This window comes from Mucilaginibacter gossypii (assembly GCF_900100945.1).
Classification (GTDB): Bacteria; Bacteroidota; Bacteroidia; order Sphingobacteriales; family Sphingobacteriaceae; genus Mucilaginibacter; species Mucilaginibacter gossypii.
On sequence record NZ_FNCG01000014.1, the window covers coordinates 1 to 18,944 of the forward strand.

Here is an 18,944-nt window from a genome sequence, read left to right on the forward strand (position 1 = left end):
AGATAACCCCTTTTTCGCATTCAGCATTAATGAAATAGCCAAAAACCATTGCGGCAAAGGAAGTTTGGTGCCCTCGAAAACAGTGCCGACCAAAACGCTATAGCTGCGGTTACAGCTATTGCAAATATGCCGTTGGCTTTCCTGGCGCTTGCTGCTCCGTTTGCTGTTGCAATACGGGCATTCTGGCAATCCTTGCCATCTTAATCCTTCAAGATAGTCTATGCAACTGGACTGATCTGGAAAACGCTTAATCGTCTCTATGATATTCATTATCATAAATATACAAATTATTCCTGCCTTTTCATGGGCTATTACTCTTGAGAGGGGGCGCGTTGGGCTGAGCGTTGGCAGAGGTGTGTTTCGTCAATATTCATTGCCGCTTTGTAAACACACCCCTCCGCCCCTCTCAAGAGGGGAATCGCGCAAGCCCCCTTTTTATTCCTTTATTTAATTACGGTTCAACCACAAAATGGCAGCCCCGTTCCCATGTCCTTTTATTTCTGTATTACCAGCACCTTTCACCGTTTCTTCACCCGGCAAAAGCTCACCAGTTTTAGGGTCGATCCATTGTGCTTTGTAATTGACACCAGCCGATAAATTAAGGTGAATATCACCGCCATTACTATAAACGATATATCCTTTTGATGAGACTAAGCCCCATTGATCTTTAGGCGAACCCGGCAGCTCGGCAGGTTTCATACCGCTTGCATCGGCTAAAAAAGCTTTATTGGTATTGGCAGGAAGGACCGGCAATGATCCGCCTGCAATAAATACCGCCCAACCAAAACGGTCGTAATCATCGGCAGAAAATAATACTGCTTTATCCGGGTATTTGGTACGATACTCATGTACCGCACGGTAAACCTGCTCAAATGATGCCGCCTTTGGTTTAAAGATCCGTGCTTGCTGGCGTGGGGCCAGGCTTTGACCTCCGATGGGTTCATAAGCCGTTCCATTAGCCTGGTAGTACCAGTAACGGATATCGATCACGTTAATAACCGTAGCCGTTGCCGGGTTGGCAAGGATAGCATCCTGCACATCTTTTGTAGCGCTTAAAGCGATAATCTGTTTCTTTTTATGCGTGGCTTCCCATTGCTTAATGGTTTCTACCCAAAACTTCATGAAATGCAGCGGACCGGTAAATTCCGATCCAATCTGTTGGATCACCCCGGTATTACCTGCAAAGTTGTCCATACATTTATTGATGTAGGCAATGTGAAGCTTACGCCTTGCCGGGTCGGTTTCGTCATAAAACTGCTCAGCCATAAACTGGCGTTTGTCGCCGGCATAAGGTACAGGCTCCGGGAAACCGGTGCCGTTAATATTATTTGCCGTGCGCCATGGAAAATCGGTATAGTGCGCCCCAGCCTCAATAATATTGTGCTGAAAATAATTTTGGTGAACCAATACCAAACCTTTCTCATCGGCCAAGTCAGCAAATTGTTTCAGGCGATTCCAGTACCAGGTATTGTATTTGGTCAGGTCGTATTTGCTTAAGCCGTCGTAGGCCAGTTCTTTTCCGCTCCGGGCAAAAGGCAGTTCATAAAACGGAGCCCAAACATCGCCGTCCATCCGGCGGATACGCTCGTGATCATCGCGGCGGCGATCATACCACAAGCCGTAGTTATGTTCAAAAACTACCATATTACCTTTCTGCATCCAGTCGGTTACCGCGTTCAGATCATCCGTTAAACCGGTGCCGGTTTGGCCGGGTACCCAACGGGAAATTGCTGGTTTGGCCACCGTTTCTGTATAATCGGGATGAACAGTACCGTTCCACCATGGGGTTTCAAAATGCCTGCCTGCTAATACCACATTACCACGGGTTAACCATCCGTTGGTAACCACCATTTTGGGTGCTAATACTGTAGGTGCAGCATTTTTATATCCTATTTCATCAATAGTCTTGGCACCAGCCGATTCTGTATTGATAACATTTCTTTTAGACGATTGATCTATCCAGTTACTGATTGTAACAGCAGGTTTGCGGGCGGCGGCCATTAATTCGGCTGCCTGTTCAACCGTTGGGCTGCTTGAAGGTTCGGTGGCAGGATACAGGATATCGGCTTGTTTGCTTACATCCTTATTCAACCTGTTAGCCAGCTGTGTATAATAAAAACTTCTTGGGCTGATAGTACTGTTGGAGGTGCTCCAGTAACCGTCGCCGGCGAATTGTGCCCAGGTACCAAAAGCCCAGTTTTGGGCAGTTGGCGGCTGATAGCAATCCACACGGGCTGCGGTACAATTCCAAAACAAACTGTTAGCCGCACTCCATCCGGCACCTTGTCCGTCCTGCCCCCGGTTCATATAACTTAAGGGCTGCCCATCGATATTGGCGATATCAAACAAAACGCCTGAGGCCCAACTGTCGATGCCACCGCTAAAGCCCAGCGAACCTACCGCCATACATTGAACAAAAGCGTTTGGCCCCGGCGCGCAATACCCGGTAGCAAAATCATGAAAGCCCTGTTCGGAATATAAACGCTGAAAAAGGTTTTGCCCGCCCATAGTCAGGAATGTGTTACGGCGCTGCCCCCCTATTTCTGAAACAGGCGCGAGCGATTTACAATCCTCAACCGTTACCCGGTTTCCGGTAACACCAACAAATACTGCCGAACCTGCAAAATGCTCAAAGGTTACCTGGCGTACCCAGGCATCGCTAACATTTTCCATTGTGATAGCCATCCAGCGGTGGGCTTCATCTTTTGCGTTTGAAGCATCGTAAGCTGATTGCAGTTTTAAGTTTTCGATCCCCACTTGCACAATTCTGCCGGACCATTGGTAAGAGGCTATCAAACCACCGCCGTATGCAGTATCCAATGCTGTTGTTAAAGGTGCGTCAAGGGTTATGGCATTGCCATCTACTGCTGTTACCTTACGGTCCCAGTAAATATCCCGTTCGCCGGGTTTCCAGGCCAGGGCTGTTAAATCGCCACCAAAGTGATCGGTTTTGATGGTACTGATCCAGGCCTGTGTGCTCGGGCGGTGGATCAACACTAGGTCGCCGATTTTTAGGCCTGCACCTTCAGCAATGTGCAAAGTGTTGGCATTTACCGGTACATAGGCGTCGGTAATTTTAAGTTCTTTGGATGTTTGCCGGTCATTTTTACCGGTAACATGAATAAAGGTTTCCCTGTCGGTACCGGCTGCAAATAATGTGGTGCCGTTGGCGCCCATGCCGCTACCGCGCAAAACAACGCCGGATGCGTTAATTTTGAGACTACCATTAACCTGGTATGTACCCTTGTTAAGCAATACTGCGCCACGAAAACCATCTTTATCGGCAGGTAATCCGGCTACATAATCTAAAGCGGCCTGGATCCTTAATGTAGCATCGCCTACTTTTACGGGCACTACAACTTTAACAGGTATAAATGGAATTGGCTTTTCAGAAGCCATATATCCGCAGTACGAGTAATCAGGAATACGGTCGCCATTTGGCGCTGCAATGTAGTTTAGTTTGCCGTTTTTATCGGCTGCAACAGGTGGTTGTGGTTTAGGGGCTTTTTTCTTATCCTGTGCAAATAAGGGGGTATGCAAAAGCATCCCCCCAGTCATTAAACCAACCCAAATATAAATCCTTGTAAACCTCAGTCCCCGCATTATACTGTCTTTATTATTTTAACGAAGCCAATTTCTTTTCGCCTTTAGCGGCTACTGTATTTAAATATACTTCGATATTGGTATAACCACCGCCATTTTTTGCAGGCAGGGCCGAGTCGTTACCATCTTTAGGGTTTAGGCCATGAGCTGTTTCCCAACTATCGGGCAAACCGTCATTGTCCGAATCTTTGTAAGGCGTGCCTTTATATTCAGGATAGCCACCAACCTGCCATGGAGCAGTGATGATGCCCAGTTTGTACGAGTCTTTAGGTAATTTACGCACTTTAAACTGGTAAGCAGTATCGGTGTTCATTTCTTTATAAGTTATTTTACCGGTACGTACCTGCTCGGTGATGCGCACATCAACCGGATCGCGTTTTGGCAATGTTGCCCCGGCATTAGCGATAACAAATTTAAAGGCATCCTTTGCCGATAGGATAGTCATCGGAGGCATAGGGAACGGAACATCCGATTTCATGTAATCCTTGTACTGACCGGCGTCAGGCAATTCTTTGCCACCAGGGCCTTCAACCTGGATGCCACCGTTCCACGCATCTTTGGTAACTTCGGGATAACCTTCCATAATGTTACCTGATGCATAAACGCGACCGAATACTTTTTCTTTCAGCTTGCTCCTGCCCGATTCCGGTTTCAGGATGCGGTGACCAACGGGCTCATCTTTTGGTGTAACAGGACCAGGTTTAAAGTAGTTATTGATCACATTGTAATTGGTAGTATAATCGCCGCCATCCATTGAGCGGTGGTGCCAGTTAAATACCACATTGTTTACAAAGTTGTATACGCCATTCCAGCCAACAGATGGGTTACGACCGGTATTATCTGCCCAAAGGTTACGCATTAATGAGCTGTTTTCGCCGCCTGTTGTTGAACCGAAAGCGTGGTTCCAGTAATCCAATGATTCTGAATAGATACAGTTTTGGATAGTGATGTTCACGGTACCCAGCTTCTCTTCTTTCGAGCCATCACCCGGATCAAACATATGGCGGTACATCGAAAAGTTTTCGTCCAGTCCCCAGCTTGCAGATACGTGATCGGCAATGATGTTACCCACCGGGTTGCCACCCAAAGCATCATCACGGCGGCCAACATTGGTTTCGCCGCGGCGGAAACGCATATAACGGATCACAACATCATGTGTATTAACCCAAAATGATTCGCCTGCAATACAAACGCCATCACCCGGAGCAGTTTGGCCTTCAATAGTAATATACGGAGCCCTCACGATAATTGGTGTTTTGATGCGGATAATGCCCGCAACATTAAATACCACGATACGCGCGCCGCCTTTTTCGCAAGCTTCACGCAAAGTACCAGGGCCATTATCTGCCAAACTGGTAACTACATACACCTTACCGCCACGGCCGCCAAAGGTAAACTTACCACCACCTTCGGCACCCGGAAAAGCCGGGATCTTGGCCTGCGGCAAATCGGTCGGGCGTGCAGCCCATGGTACGTATACTTTGCCACGGCGCTGATCGGCCTGGATAATGGGCAGGGCAACCGCCCATGCTGAATCTGAACGACGGGTAGCCTCTTTCATCAAAGCTTCACTCTCTGCTTTAACCTTCTCCGGCACTTCAGGGTATTGGGCAAAAGCCGGTTTAGCTAAACCCAATGCCGCTGCTACTAAAAATAAAGCTGTGTGTTTTTTCATATTTGTATTCGTAATATTCTTTTGTTAAATGGTTAGCAGGCACCCATCGTTCAATTAATTTATTATTGAAGCGGATCAAACGGCCCACCCCAGGTGTTATTTTGCTGTAAATTGATATTATTTAACAATGCCGCCGAAGGGATGCCGAAAAAGTAATCGCCCGACTGAACCGCAATGTTATAAGAATCCATGGTTTTAGTTTTAACGGTGAAAGATGAGCTGTACAAGGCATCCAATGATGCAGCTGCTAAAGCATCTCTTGTACCGGTAAGATAATCTTTACCGCTTGCGTTGTTATTAAGGGTAACTGTCAAACCTGTTCTTTTTGAGCCATTCAATGTGCTTTCGAGCAGTTTACGGCGGCGAAGGTCCCAATAGCGTTTACCTTCAAACGCAAACTCAATTTTACGTTCATTCATGATAGCGTTGATCATCTGATCAGGGCTCATGCCTGCATCTAAACCGTAAAGGTTATCAGCACCAGCTTCAATACCCGCGCGTTTCCTGATGGCGGCAATATTGGTATAACCGGTAGTTACGTTGCCTAAGGCGGCAGCACATTCGGCCTGGTTCAATAAAACTTCGGCATAACGGATCTCCATCCAATCTGTACCAACATATGGTGTATTTGCCACACTGACATTAGGGTCAATAGCTTTGCGCAGGTAGAAACCTGAGCCTGTTGCTGATGCCGGTTCAGTGGTTTTAACACCGGAACCATCCGCTTTATTGTAATAAAAGTAAGTCCACAGACGATAAGAGCTATTGCCGTTTATAGGCCAGTTACAACCGTTGTAGGCAATAGTTTTGTTAAACCTTGGATCGCGGTTATCAAAAAACTTTGCATCATCATATGTATACTTTAAGGAGGTACCTGGTGCTTTTCCGTCAAGCATCGGGTATGATTTTACAATATCCCATGTAGGTTGATTGGAACCGCCTTTAGTACCTAAATAGGCCGGACGAGTCGCGTTATCATAGGTATTGTTATTCTGGTTTTGATCGGTTGATGATGTGTTAAAACCTGTTATCAAAATTGCTTCCGGATTGCTGCTGTTTTCGGTAAACCACATATTGTCATACGAAGGGTTTAAACCGTAGTTATTAGCGGACAATATCTGCATTGCCTTATCATTGGCATCAGCAGCTGTTTGCCAGCGGGCCGCATCATTGCTGGGGTTAAACTGAGGACTTGCATACGTTAGCAACACCCTTCCTTTAAACGCAGCAGCAGCAGCCGATGAAATACGACCGTAATCGCTGCCACTCCATTTGGCGGGCAGATATTTTATACAGCTGTCCAGATCGCTCACAATTTGTTTAAAACATTCTGAGGTTTTGTTACGAGGCAAAAGCGCCGCGTTTTTGGCGTCCTGACCAATAGCATCAAGCGGTTTTAATACCAATGGAACACCTCCATATAACCTTACCAGGTCAAAATACCTGAAAGCCCTCCAAAAATAAGCCTGTGCTTTATACCTGTTTTTGGTAGAGGCAGGCAAGGTGCTGGCGTCGAGGTCCTGCAGGGTTTGGTTAATGTTACGGATCCGGCCGTAGTTATTGCTGATATTCACCGAGGTACCGATGTCACCAACAGTTTCGATGGTAACCGTGCCTTTTACGTATGCGTTATCGCTGTAAAATTCGTCGCATTTGTCGCCCCCGCTGCCAATAGCGCCGCCGGTATCGCCAAACCAGCCAGGCTGGTTTGCTGTATACAGGTAATTGATGTTTAAAATAGCCACCGTTGAGTCATTAAAAATCTGACCGGGGGTGCTGTGTGTAAGATCTTCCTTATCAAGCACTTTTTTACAGTTTGTAAACAGGGCTGATACGATCAAAGCTGCAAATATGGTTTTAAATAATTTCATGTCTTTCAAAGTTTAGAAGCCTAAGTTTAAACCAAAAGATACTGTGCGTAAGTTGGGATATGCCCCAAATGGTGATGAAATATCACGATAATGTTCGGGGAACGGGTTTACAAAGTTGATTGGGTTTGTAGCTACCACATACGCCCTTATGCTTGACATTCCAAGCCTTTTTGTGATGGAAGCGGGCAGGGTATAGCTTAAGTTAGCACTGGAGATATTCCAGGTGAAGGGGCTAACAAACCAAAAATCACTTGTAGCACTCACATCGTCCGAGTAATAAGGGTCGGGATATTTGGCATTTGGATTAGATGGGGTCCAGTGATCGGCCCAGAATACAGGCCTGTTCTGGTTGGCAGTAGCTTGTTTAATGGCCGCGCTCTCAATTGATTGGTTACCACCCCAGCTCATTCCCATAACCACATTTAAGCTTAATGTTTTATATGCACCGCCAAAGTTCAGACCAAGATTGTAGTGGTTTGATGATTTCTTACCTAAATAAAACTGGTCGTTGAGATCGTTTTGTTTGATAATACCGTCGCCGTTTTTGTCAACGTAATTGATCATACCAGGTGAAGGTACGTAACCAAAAATCTTAACGTTTTGCGCGCCACCGGCTGCTGCGGCCCTTTCTGCAATGATCGCGTCGGCATCGGCTTGTGTACGGATAATACCGAGTGATTTGTATCCCAGTGTTCCCTGATCGCTTGATTTACCGGTCAAATCCTGAATGGTACCCACCTGCGCTGCAGCGATATCGTATTTAATGTATTTATTATCACTCCAGGAAAAGAACGGGCTAAAATTATAGCTAAAATTAGAACCGATTTTGTCTTTCCAGCTTACAGAGATCTCGTATCCGAAAGTATTGACAATACCATAATTTTCGGCAGATGGCGCTGCGCCTATAGTTACAGGAACTGAAGTGTTCAGCGATGCAAGCATATCATAGCGGTGCTCCCAGAAATAATCGGCCGAAACTGATAAGCGGTTACCCAGGAAAGCGGCATCTAAACCGTAGTTTGTTTTCAGGTCATGGTCCCAGGTTAAATTAGCGTTCGGGATAGCGATATTTAGCAGTGCGCCGAGGCCCCTGTCGCTATTGCCGCCGAAAACAGCACCGCCTTTGTTGCCGGTACCAAACTGGTAGTTAACCGCGTATAAGAATGAAGGTGTATTATCAGAACCCAACAAACCTACCGAACCTCTGAATTTCAAAAGATCAACAAAGCTTACTGATTTAAAGAAGTTTTCTTTTGAAACCACCCAGCCTGCTGAAGCCGAAGGGAAATATCCCCACTGGTGGCCCGGTGCAAAGTTGGTATTGGCATCCGCCCTCATGGCCAATTCAACCAGGTATTTATCGGCGTAGGCATAATTTACCCTACCTGCCACAGCTTTACGGCCATATTCTTTTACCAATGTAGCCTGGTTTGACGATTGATCGCCGATGGTGAACGTTTGGTTATCTTTTCCGCCTACAATTACACCGTCGGCTTCGGCAGCTACACCTTCACTATATGACTCATATTGCTCATACAAAGCCAGTGCAGTAATTTCATGCGCCCCAAAACGTTTATGGTAAGTAAGGTTGGCGTTGAACTGGTAATTATCTGCCATTGTAGGGGTAAGGCGCACCCTATCGCCATTTTTAATAGCTTTTACGCCTACCACAGTTCCTCCCGGAATATGGTTATTGTCGCCTTCGCCCGAATATTGGTTGTAATAAAACGTTGAGCCATATTGCTTGTTAAAGGCATTATTAAGATTACGGTTGTAGCTAACATTGGCAGTTAAGCCGCTAATACCCGGAATTTCGTAACTCAAATTGGCTAAACCATTAAATACAGTGTTATTGTTACCTGTGTAGTTGTTAGAATTTTGAACAGCAAAAAAGTTAAGGTTATCGTTATTGCTAGTTCCTAAATATACAGGATGCCCGTCGATAAAATATTTTTGCCATGGTGGTGCCTGGTTAAGCGACAGAAAGTCGTTATCCGGGCTTTCGCTGGTACTTGATAGTTTATACCAGTAAATTTTGCTTTTGGCAAGATCTTCGCTCAATGACAATGACAGTTTTAAACCTTTCGCCACTTTTGCGTCGACACTGGCCCTGAAGCCAAAGCGGTTAGTGTTTACGCCTTTAAAGTTGGAGTTTTGGTTTACATAATTTGCGCCTGCGAAATAAGTAACCTTATCGTTGCCACCGGTTATGCTCAACGCGTTCCTGCTGGTTACTGCCGGTTTAAATGCCTGCTCCAGGAAATTTTGGTTATTATTTTTAAAGTACTCAAGCTCATCCGGCGTATAATATTTTAAGTCTTTATTGCTTAAATCGCCGTTGATATAACCTTCGGGTGTTATGGTGTGGTTATACCTGGTTTGCTCAATATCATTCAAATAAGTAGCCATCTGAAAGCCCGACATCATTTTAGGAAGCTGAATTGCATCGGCAATACCTACTGATGAACTGAAGCTTACCTTTGGCCCGCCGGCCTGGCCGCGTTTGGTTGTTACAACGATAACGCCATTCGCGCCTAAAATACCGTATATGGCAGCGGCAGCATCTTTCAATATCGAAATGTTCTCCACCTCACTTTGATCAAGCAAGTTGAAATCTGCTTCACTACGTTGTACACCATCAATAATGTACAATGGTGTTGTACTTCCACCATTCTTTGCCAGAAAGACTGGGTTACGGATAGTGATGGTTCCGCTTTGGCCCGGTCTTGCAATACCACCGGTAACACTTACCGCGGCATTGGTACCGCGAAGTGCGGCGGCAAGGTTAGTGGTAGGGATATCCTGGATGGTTTTCATATCCACCGCGGCAACAGCACCTGTTAAGTGGACCTTCTTTTGAGTACCGTAACCTACTACCACAACCTCATCGAGGGCATTTTGTGATGGTACCATTTTAAAGTCGGCATTCATTTCGCCAATCTTCAGTGTTTTTTCCTGGTAGTTGTATCCAAGAAATTTAGCCCCAACCACAATGGCCTGTAGGTTAGTAGCCTTAATTGAATATTTACCATCGGCATTGGTGATAGTACCTGTTGTACTGCCCTTTACCTGGATGGCAACCCCTGGCAGGGGAGCACCTTTTTCGTCCGTAACCGTACCTGTTATATTACGGTCCTGGGCTTTTAGCGCGCTGCCTAAGCACAGCAACACCGAAAGTAAGAGGAAAAGTTTTCTCATAAACTTGATAATTTAATTTTCATGATCAGGTTAATTAATTAGTATAATTGGTTTGCCCGGCTAAAGCTTATTTCATGATACCGGGATATTTAGGTTAGTTCAAAAATTATTGTTTTGCTGCCTGCCGCTCTTTGATCCGTTTTTGCCACTCTTCACCCTCCTTTTTCATATCGTAGCCCTGTGCGGATAGGTAATTATTAATGCGGCCCTTAAACTTCCCAAACCAGGCATGTTTTTTCTCTGCCGATTCGGCATCTATAGCATTCTCCCTCGCTTCCAGCAGCCATCCTTTAATTTTGTCTTTTTGCTCCCCGGTAAGGGTAGGTATTTCATCCTGGTAAGCGGTATAAGTGATGGGATAAATGCGGTAGGTCATGCCGTCTTTTATTTTATCAACCTCATCAGCGCTTAATTCCTTATTCAGCTTATTGATATATAAGGTATGTAAAACCTTAACCTGCTTAGCCACATTACTATCTACAAGGGCGATTTTGGCATTGGCACCTGCTTTATCATCGGGCATCTGGGTTTTAATATCATTTACTTTTGCTTTACGCGCATCATAAATGGTGTTCAAATCACTGTACTGGGCAACTACAATATCACGCACTTTCTTAAATTTTACCGAGTCGGTGATGCCTGCTCCTGTAACAATTTTGTTTGAACGTTCGGTTATAACTTTTATGTAGTTGTTATCCACTGGTGCCTGCGCGAAAGCCTCACTGACTGCAACTGATAATAACAATATCACTATGTATTTAAAGTGCTTCATGGTTGTTTCAATTGGTTAAATTCTTTACAGTTTTTATAAAGCCCTTAAAAAAAGTATATAGTACCCTGCCGTTTTTTACGCAATTAATTGTTCATATCACAATTAATTAACTGTTAAAATCTTGTCAGTTCTAAAAGCCTGATAAAAAGTATAATTAATTTTATTGGTTTATATTTCCTGGTATCCTGCAGCCTGATTTACAAGTTGCTTTAACAAATATCAATGGTTAGCCTTTGCCTTTCCTATTTGTATTTATCTATTTATTATACAATCTTATCATAACCCGCTTTTCGTGTTAACGTAATTTTTTGTCAAAAGAAAATTACATTCGTGCAAATTGGGTTTGATTAAAAATTACTACTTTTAAAATATAAACCAGCGCGACGCATACTTAATTGTCCGCTCACCTGCTAATCTTTATTGATTTTTACAAAATGAAGCCCCATTTTCTCAAGGTTGCGGTTAAACCGCAAAATTCATTCAGTATCAGGCATGATATTTTGCCCACCTTCCGGGGTATCTGGCACTACCATCCCGAGCTTGAATTACACTACGTAATAAAGGGCGAAGGGGTTAGGTTTATTGGTGATAATATCAGCAATTTTTCGCCAGGCGAAATCACATTGCTGGGAGAGGCCCTACCACACTGCTGGCGCTGCAAGGACGAATATTTTTTGCCCGAATCCGGATTGAATGTTGAGGTGATCGTGATCCACTTTTTGCCCGACTGCCTTGGTCGTTATTTGTTAAACTTACCTGAAGCGTTCATGTTGCCCAAGCTTTTTGAAAAGGCCAAAAGTGGTATGGTAATTAAGGGTGAAGCAAGAACCGAGCTGGCCAAACTGATGCGGCAGGCGGCTGAAGCTACCAACCTCGACAGGATCATTATCCTGCTATCGATACTTAAAGTGCTGGCCGAAAACGAGGACTTTGAACCGATAACGCTATCGCACAGTGACTTTCATCAATCCAACGAATCGGATACTATCCGCCTCAATAAAGTATGCTCCTATACATTGGCCAACTATAAACAGGAGATCAGCCTGGAAAAAATAGCAGCCATCGGCAACCTCAGTGTCACCTCCTTTTGCCGGTATTTTAAACTGATGACCAAGAAAACGTATTTTGATTTTTTAACCGAGATCAGGATCAGTCATGCCTGCCGTTTTTTGATTGAGGACAAATTACCCACCGAGGTTTTGTGCTTTGAATGCGGTTACAACAACATCTCTAATTTTTACCGACACTTTAAACGGGTTACCGGCATGACCCCGCTTGAGTATAAACGCCGTTATATTAAAGGACAAAAGCAGGCAATTTCTGCTTAGTTTGGTTAAGTATTAAGTCGTTAGCCAAAAGTTCCAACAGGCTGTTTTAAAATGTAGAGACGCATCACATGCGTCTCACGCATGCAAATCCAGGGTTTAATGAATTACAAAACGGCTTGTCCTATGGAAGACGTATGTGATGCGTCTCTACGTAAAAACTTCACAACAGAATTAAACAGGACTTTCGACTTAAGACTAATAGATACCGATCTCACTTTGAAGTGTAGTGTAGTTAGCGTAAAGATCTTCTATTTTATTGCGGATGGCCGGCGAGAAATAACCAACATCGCGCCGGGTGGTGGTTGTAATTTTAAGCCCACGTTTAGTAAGATAATATTTAGCAATAACAGGGTAAACATTGTGCATCACATCCATATTTTCGGTTAGAAATTCCTGTACCATGGCAACCTCATGCTGGCACGATGCATCGGCATAATGATTGCATAACCATACAATAAGCTCAGGGAAGAAATTCCCCTGAATACATGACAATCCCGCCGAACCTGCTTTAAGCGATTCAACCGCGTGAACCATGTAAGCGTCATACAGCCCAAACGCCGGATTAACTTTGCTTGCCTCCAATTTCTGTTTTACCACGTCAATTTTAAGGCAGGTATCTTTATGATATATTACCCTGCCTGTTGCTGCAAAATGATGAAGCTGTTCTGCCGATAATAACCTTTTGTATGGCACCGGGCATTCGTAAAAGCCTAAAGGGATATTTTCAGTATGATTGAACAGTTCAAAAACACGGTCATTAAGTACAGCATCCGGTTCATCGGCATCAGCCAGCAAACTGGTAATGGCAATCACCGCCGAAGTACCTGTATCATATACCTTTTTTATAAAATCGGCTTGTTTTTCAATTGGCCCGCCAAAGGTACCGGTGGCCACGACAGGAACAGCGCCGTCAACAGTTTCAACCACGTGTTTGATAATTGCTAACCGCTCCTCACCACTCAATTCAAACATTTCGCTCGACAGGCAATTGGCAAACACACCAGCCGCACCCGCGCGCAGGTACATTTCGGTTAAGCGGGTCAGCGCTGCATAATCAATAGCACCGTTATCTTTAAAAGGCGTTAACATTACCGGGATAAAACCCTTTTTTGATTGTTCCATTTGATGATTATTAAACTGTTAACTGCCTTGTTTTGGTTAAAAATATTCCCGTTAAAAATATAGCGAGGGTACCCGCAACAATGATCATGTTGGTATTGAGCGTACTGCGAAGAACGGCGTATTGCTCGGGAATGAGTGACGGAAAAGTAAGCCAAAGGATCACCAAAACACCTATGATACTGGCAATGATGGCCTCATGGTTACGGGTTTGCCTGCTGATAATGCCCAGCAAAAACAAACCGAGCATACCTGCTGCAAAAATCCCCGAAAGCTGCCACCATAAATCAAGAATGCTTTTTACCCCTATCATGGCTATCCCGGCGGCCATACCCGCAAACCCAAAAAGCACAGTACCGATATGCAATGCATTCAATGTATTTTTATCATTAAGTTGTGGTTTAAAATATCTTTTGTAGATATCGATGGTAAAAACCGTGGCCGATGAGTTCATACCCGAACTGATGGTGCTCATGGCAGCTGATAAAATAGCAGCTACAATAATACCAACCAATCCTGCCGGGATTTTGGTAACCATAAAATGCGGCATGATCTTATCACCGTAATCGGCAGGGGTTAATTTGTTCATAAATACCGAAACATCTGTTGCCGAAGCCGTTGCAGGCAGGCGCTCAATAGCTACCTGGTGCTTAAGGCTTAAGATCAGATCGGGATGCTGCCTATAGTAAGCGTATAAGCATGAGCCTATTACAAAAAACAGGAAAGAAGCGGGCACATAAATACCAACACAAAGCCAAACTGATTTGGCAGCCTGCTTAGTAGATGTAGCCGCATGATAACGCTGGATATAATTTTGATCCATCCCAAAATTATTTAGATTGATGAAGAAACCGTAGAACAGGATCACCCAAAAAGTTGGTTCGGTAAGGTTCAATGAAAAACTGCCCAGGCTGAATTTGTGATCAGCTTTACCAATTTCTACGATCTTATCAAAGCCGCCGGGGATGCTGTTTACCACCAAATAAATGATCAGTAGGGCTCCTAAAGTTTTGATGATAGCCTGCACAACTTCTGTCCAGATCACAGCTTTGATCCCTCCTGATACTGTGTACAGGATAATAGAGATTCCCATTACCACCATAATGGACTTCATAGACAGACCGGTAAGCGCCTGCAGACTTAACGCTATGCCAAAAAATACAGATCCCATGCGGGCTATCTGCGTAAGCAAAAAGCAAATAACCGCATAAACCCTTGCCCAGGGACCAAAGCGTTTTTCGAAATGCGTATAAGCCGAGATGTTACCGGTATTACGATAAAATGGTATAAAATATTTAACCGCTATCCAGGCTGCAAATGGCATCGATAAGCTAAACACAAAAGCGTTCCAGTTGCCGCCGTAGGCCTTGCCGGGCACTCCTAAAAATGTATTACTGCTTAAAAAAGTAGCATAAATGGATAACCCGATAGCCCAGCCTGGTATTAAACCAGATGCAACGGTGAACTGCTCGGCATTTTTATTTTTACGCGAAAAATAAAAACCCACCAGCACCATAGCTATAAGGTAAATACCTATAATGGTAAAATCTAACACGGGCAACACTTTCATGCGTTAATCGGGTAGTACAGTAAAAATTAGTATTGTGGTTTAAAATTGTATAACAAATTTAACGTCCTGCAGTTAACCTTTACTGTAATATTTTCGCCTGCTATTGTATGATATTATCACCAACAAATAAATATACAAACAAAAAACGCCGCCGCTTGGCTCCAGCCGAGTGGCAACTATTCTCCGGCCTCCGGCCGGTATACACCACACTTGTTTACGGCGGCCAGAGGCCGCTTGATAGCTGCCACTCGGCTGGAGCCAAGCGGCGGCTGGAAACAGCTTCTCAACGTGCGCTTTCAATAATTAGCCGGGCCGCCTGCAACCCATCAGCCGTAGCAGTAATGGTAATTTTCCCGGCAACAGCTTTAGATTGGATAATAGCCAATCCCAAACCATTAAACAGGTGATGCTGATCAGATACAAAAGGTTCCAGATCTGTTTGTGAGCCATTATCCACCCCTTTCAATATGCCTTGTCCGGTTACTTTAAATTTCACCAATTGATTAGCATCGGGCACCGGAACATTGTTTTTATCCAAAACAGATACGGTAATGTAAGAAAGATCTTTACTATCGGCTTTAATTTTATCCCGATCGGCCTTAAGCTGTATTTTGTAAGGTTCGCCTGCTGTGACTACCTGCGTAGTCAACACTACTTTTCCATTACGGCGCGATATGGCTTTTAATACTCCCGGTTCATATTTCACACGCCACATCACATGCAGGTCATCGCCGGTTTTCTTCTTTACGCCTATCGATTTACCGTTCAGAAATGCTTCAACCTCATCGGCATTGTTGTAATAAGCCCACACATCAATCAACTGGCCGGGCTTCCAGTTCCAATGCGGTAACAGGTGTAAAACGGGCCTGCTTGTCCACTCGCTTTGGTACATGTAATAAACATCTTTGGGAAAACCGGCCAGATCAACAATGCCAAAGTACGAACTGCGGGCAGGCCATAGGTACGGGGTTGGTTCGCCGATGTAATCAAAGCCTGTCCACACGAAAAGTCCAGAAAGGAAATCATGCTTTTTAATGATCTTCCAGGTCTCTTCGTGCGTTGAGCCCCAATAGGCCGACACATTATCATACGATGATACGGTGAAGTCGGCGTTACCATCCTTCAACGGGGTTTTACCGTCCTTTGGCCAGCGCCTGATACTATCCGACGGCATATCATAATGCCCCCGTGTTGCCAGGGCCGACATATTTTCGGTGCCGATAAACTTTTGACCGGGATAGTTTTTCTGAAAATCGGCATATACTTCCTGGTGGTAATTTAAACCAACCAGGTCAAGCGCACCCGACTGGTAAATAAAGTTCTTTTTAGGATCAGCATCGCTCAAAGCCGATGTAACCGGCCTGGTGTTATCCAGTTGCTTTACAATTTTTACCAGCTCGCGACCAATACTTACACCTGTACTATCAAACTGTTCCCTTATTTCGTTACCAATACTCCATGCAAAAACAGATGGATGGTTACGATCGCGTAAAACCTGGTCTTGCAGGTCTTTCACATGCCATTTATCCCAATCTTCGTGGTAATCATGCTTGCTTTTTTTCTTCTTCCACATATCAAAAGCCTCGTCCATCACCAGGAAACCCATTTTATCACATAGGTCGAGTAATTCGGGCGCGGGAGGATTATGAGATGTACGGATAGCATTGCAACCCATATCCTTTAAGATCTGCAATTGCCGCTCAATAGCGCGGGTATTAACAGCCGTACCCAAAGCCCCCTGATCGTGGTGCAGGCATACGCCAAGAATCTTCATCGACTCACCATTTAGGCTAAATCCTTTATCTGCATCAAAGTTGAAATAACGTATACCTGTGGTAGTTGTGTAATCATCGATAACCTTATCAGCAGCAAACAACTGCAGTTTTACTTTATACAGATAGGGGTGATTTATCGACCATAATTGAGGATTGTTTACCTGAACGTTTTGTTGAATTACAGTGTCCTTTACGGTAGTAGTGACAGATCCAACAATCTTGCCATTATCATCCAAAACAGAAGCTTTGAGCTTAAACTTTGAATTAACGAAAACCGGTAAAACTGTGCGAATATGGATTTCTGTTTTTTGCCGATCGACCTGCGGCGTAGTTATAAATGAAGACCATTGCGGCAGATGCGTTTTATTAACGGTTGTTAGCCACACATTACGGTAAATACCTGAACCGGTATACCAGCGAGAATTAGGCTGATCGCTGTTATCAGCCCTCACGGCTATCACATTTTCCTGTGTACCGAATTTAAGGTAAGGCGTTAAATCATACCTGAACGAAATATAGCCGTTAGGCCGTTTACCTAAATAATGGCCATTTATCCAAACCTCGCTGTTATGAAAAACACCATCAAAATCAATCAAAATAGTTTTTGTTTTTGACGATGCAGAGATCAGGAAACTTTTGCGATACCAACCAATGCCGGCTGGCAATCCACCTTCGGCCTGTGTAGTAGGATTTTTACTGTCGAATTTACCTTCGATGCTCCAATCATGCGGAAGATCGAGTTTCCGCCAGCGGCGATCGTCATACTTTATGGCGTTTGCTGCGGCATCATCGCCCAGAAAAAACTTCCAGCCGGCGTTAAAACTCTCGGTTTTGCGCACCTTTTGGGCAGATACAAAACCAGCCGCGAAAAACACTAAACACAGTGTATATAGACAACGTAGCCTCATTATTTGGATTTGCTTTTTTTAACAGGCGGCGCAACAAAGTTGAGCTCGCTTTTACCCAGATCTTTCGACACAGCTACCGCTATACCGCGCTGATCGGCTTTGTTTACAGCGCAATAAAAATGATAAACCAAGCCTTTATGCTTCACCACACACGATTTATGGGCAAACATATTATCATAAGGTTCAGACGATTGAATGAGTTTCTCCCCTGTCCAATCTGTCCAGTGTACCAGGTCGTATGAGCAGGCAAAGCGATTAAACACGCCTGAGTCGCCGGTTTTCCAGAAAGCACCAAAATAGAACATTACATATACGTTGCCTATCTGTTGAATATATGGATCACCTGTTATCCCGTCGCCGTGATTCAATACCGGGTCTTTACCAAAACGCCTCCAGTGTAGCATATCATCCGATACGGCCATGCCAATCCGCTCGGCACCACGCTTTTTGTTTACGCTATCGCCATTCGCATTATAGTACATAATGAAAGGGTGACCGGTAAGCTTCTTTTTATCCCAGATTACGGTTTGCTTATATTGGGTATGGTTATCCCACCAGCTTACATCTTTATCAATACTTGACAATACCGGATGATCTAATCCCTGCCACTCGTGAACCGTACCCGGATCTTTATCGGTAGAAGCCACACTTACGGATAGCAAACCTTTCTCATAGCCTTTGCTTTGCCCGCCGAAGTACGATAACCAATATTTGCCATTATACTGCTGCAATTTGTACGAACCTCCCCATTTATAATCCTGCAAACCTACATAACCAGCTTTTTGATTATTGTCCCATTTGGTAGTATCATCCGAAAATGACAGGATGCGGCCACGGGTTTTCCAGTGCAGCAGGTCCTTACTATCAGCCAGCCAGGTTTCATAACCGCGTCCATTGAAAATGATGTAGCTCATATACCAGCCGTCACCCTGGCGAAAAACCGTAGGGCAATCAGCTTTCTGACTGTTGTCTTCGGGCGCTATCACCAGGCCATATTTGTAAGGCGTTTTAACCTGCTCGTAAATATCTTTCATCACCTTTTCGGGTACCTCCTGGGCATGTACCTTCAGTATTAAAAAAGTACAAACGAAGAATGCAGATGATTTGAAAATGTGTTTCATAGTT

At 44.4% G+C, this 18,944-nt stretch carries 11 protein-coding genes; 1 reads left to right on the plus strand and 10 read right to left on the minus strand.

Going from position 1 to position 18,944, the window contains the following annotated elements:
- From BLS28_RS30600 to BLS28_RS21775, 6 genes are all read right to left on the minus strand, one after another.
- The coding region (locus BLS28_RS30600) for a transposase (protein WP_176844536.1) at window positions 1-270 on the minus strand (270 nt) is incomplete at its 3' end.
- Window positions 271-447: 177 nt separating this feature from the next.
- Window positions 448-3,546 (minus strand): DUF6298 domain-containing protein, encoded by a 3,099-nt coding sequence (locus BLS28_RS21755; RefSeq protein WP_143020841.1) that lies wholly within the window; start codon window positions 3,544-3,546, stop codon window positions 448-450.
- Between the two features lie 70 nt (window positions 3,547-3,616).
- Window positions 3,617-5,278 carry a polysaccharide lyase gene (locus BLS28_RS21760; protein WP_091172323.1) on the minus strand — a complete coding sequence of 554 codons (1,662 nt, stop codon included), beginning with the start codon at window positions 5,276-5,278 and terminating at the stop codon, window positions 3,617-3,619.
- A 62-nt stretch (window positions 5,279-5,340) separates the two neighbouring features.
- Complete coding sequence (locus BLS28_RS21765; protein ID WP_091172325.1) at window positions 5,341-7,149, minus strand: RagB/SusD family nutrient uptake outer membrane protein; 1,809 nt, start codon at window positions 7,147-7,149, stop codon at window positions 5,341-5,343.
- Between the two features lie 12 nt (window positions 7,150-7,161).
- The gene (locus BLS28_RS21770) at window positions 7,162-10,347 is read right to left on the minus strand and encodes a SusC/RagA family TonB-linked outer membrane protein (RefSeq protein ID WP_091172327.1); all 3,186 of its coding nucleotides are present in this window, start codon (window positions 10,345-10,347) and stop codon (window positions 7,162-7,164) included.
- Between the two features lie 106 nt (window positions 10,348-10,453).
- A complete protein-coding gene (locus BLS28_RS21775) occupies window positions 10,454-11,119 on the minus strand; it encodes a DUF3826 domain-containing protein (RefSeq protein ID WP_091172329.1) in 666 nt (221 codons plus the stop codon).
- A 434-nt stretch (window positions 11,120-11,553) separates the two neighbouring features.
- Between BLS28_RS21775 and BLS28_RS21780 the strand changes: the two genes are divergently transcribed.
- A complete protein-coding gene (locus tag BLS28_RS21780) occupies window positions 11,554-12,447 on the plus strand; it encodes an AraC family transcriptional regulator (RefSeq protein WP_090531643.1) in 894 nt (297 codons plus the stop codon).
- Window positions 12,448-12,642: 195 nt separating this feature from the next.
- On the opposite strand, the gene BLS28_RS21785 is transcribed toward BLS28_RS21780, so the two are convergent.
- The 4 genes from BLS28_RS21785 to BLS28_RS21800 all read right to left on the minus strand — a co-directional run bounded on the left by BLS28_RS21785 (window position 12,643) and on the right by BLS28_RS21800 (window position 18,940).
- On the minus strand, window positions 12,643-13,569 hold the full coding sequence (locus BLS28_RS21785; RefSeq protein WP_091172331.1) for a dihydrodipicolinate synthase family protein: 927 nt from the start codon (window positions 13,567-13,569) through the stop codon (window positions 12,643-12,645).
- A gap of 10 nt (window positions 13,570-13,579) precedes the next feature.
- Window positions 13,580-15,136, minus strand: a complete 1,557-nt coding sequence (locus BLS28_RS21790) for a sodium:solute symporter family protein (protein WP_091172333.1) — start codon at window positions 15,134-15,136, stop codon at window positions 13,580-13,582.
- 283 nt (window positions 15,137-15,419) lie between these two features.
- Window positions 15,420-17,819: a beta-galactosidase GalB gene (galB, locus tag BLS28_RS21795; protein WP_091172334.1), complete on the minus strand. Its 2,400-nt coding sequence runs from the start codon at window positions 17,817-17,819 to the stop codon at window positions 15,420-15,422.
- On the minus strand, window positions 17,819-18,940 hold the full coding sequence (locus tag BLS28_RS21800) for a glycoside hydrolase family protein (RefSeq protein WP_091172336.1): 1,122 nt from the start codon (window positions 18,938-18,940) through the stop codon (window positions 17,819-17,821). Before BLS28_RS21800 ends, galB begins: the two co-directional genes overlap by 1 nt.
- Between the last annotated feature and the right edge of the window lie 4 nt (window positions 18,941-18,944).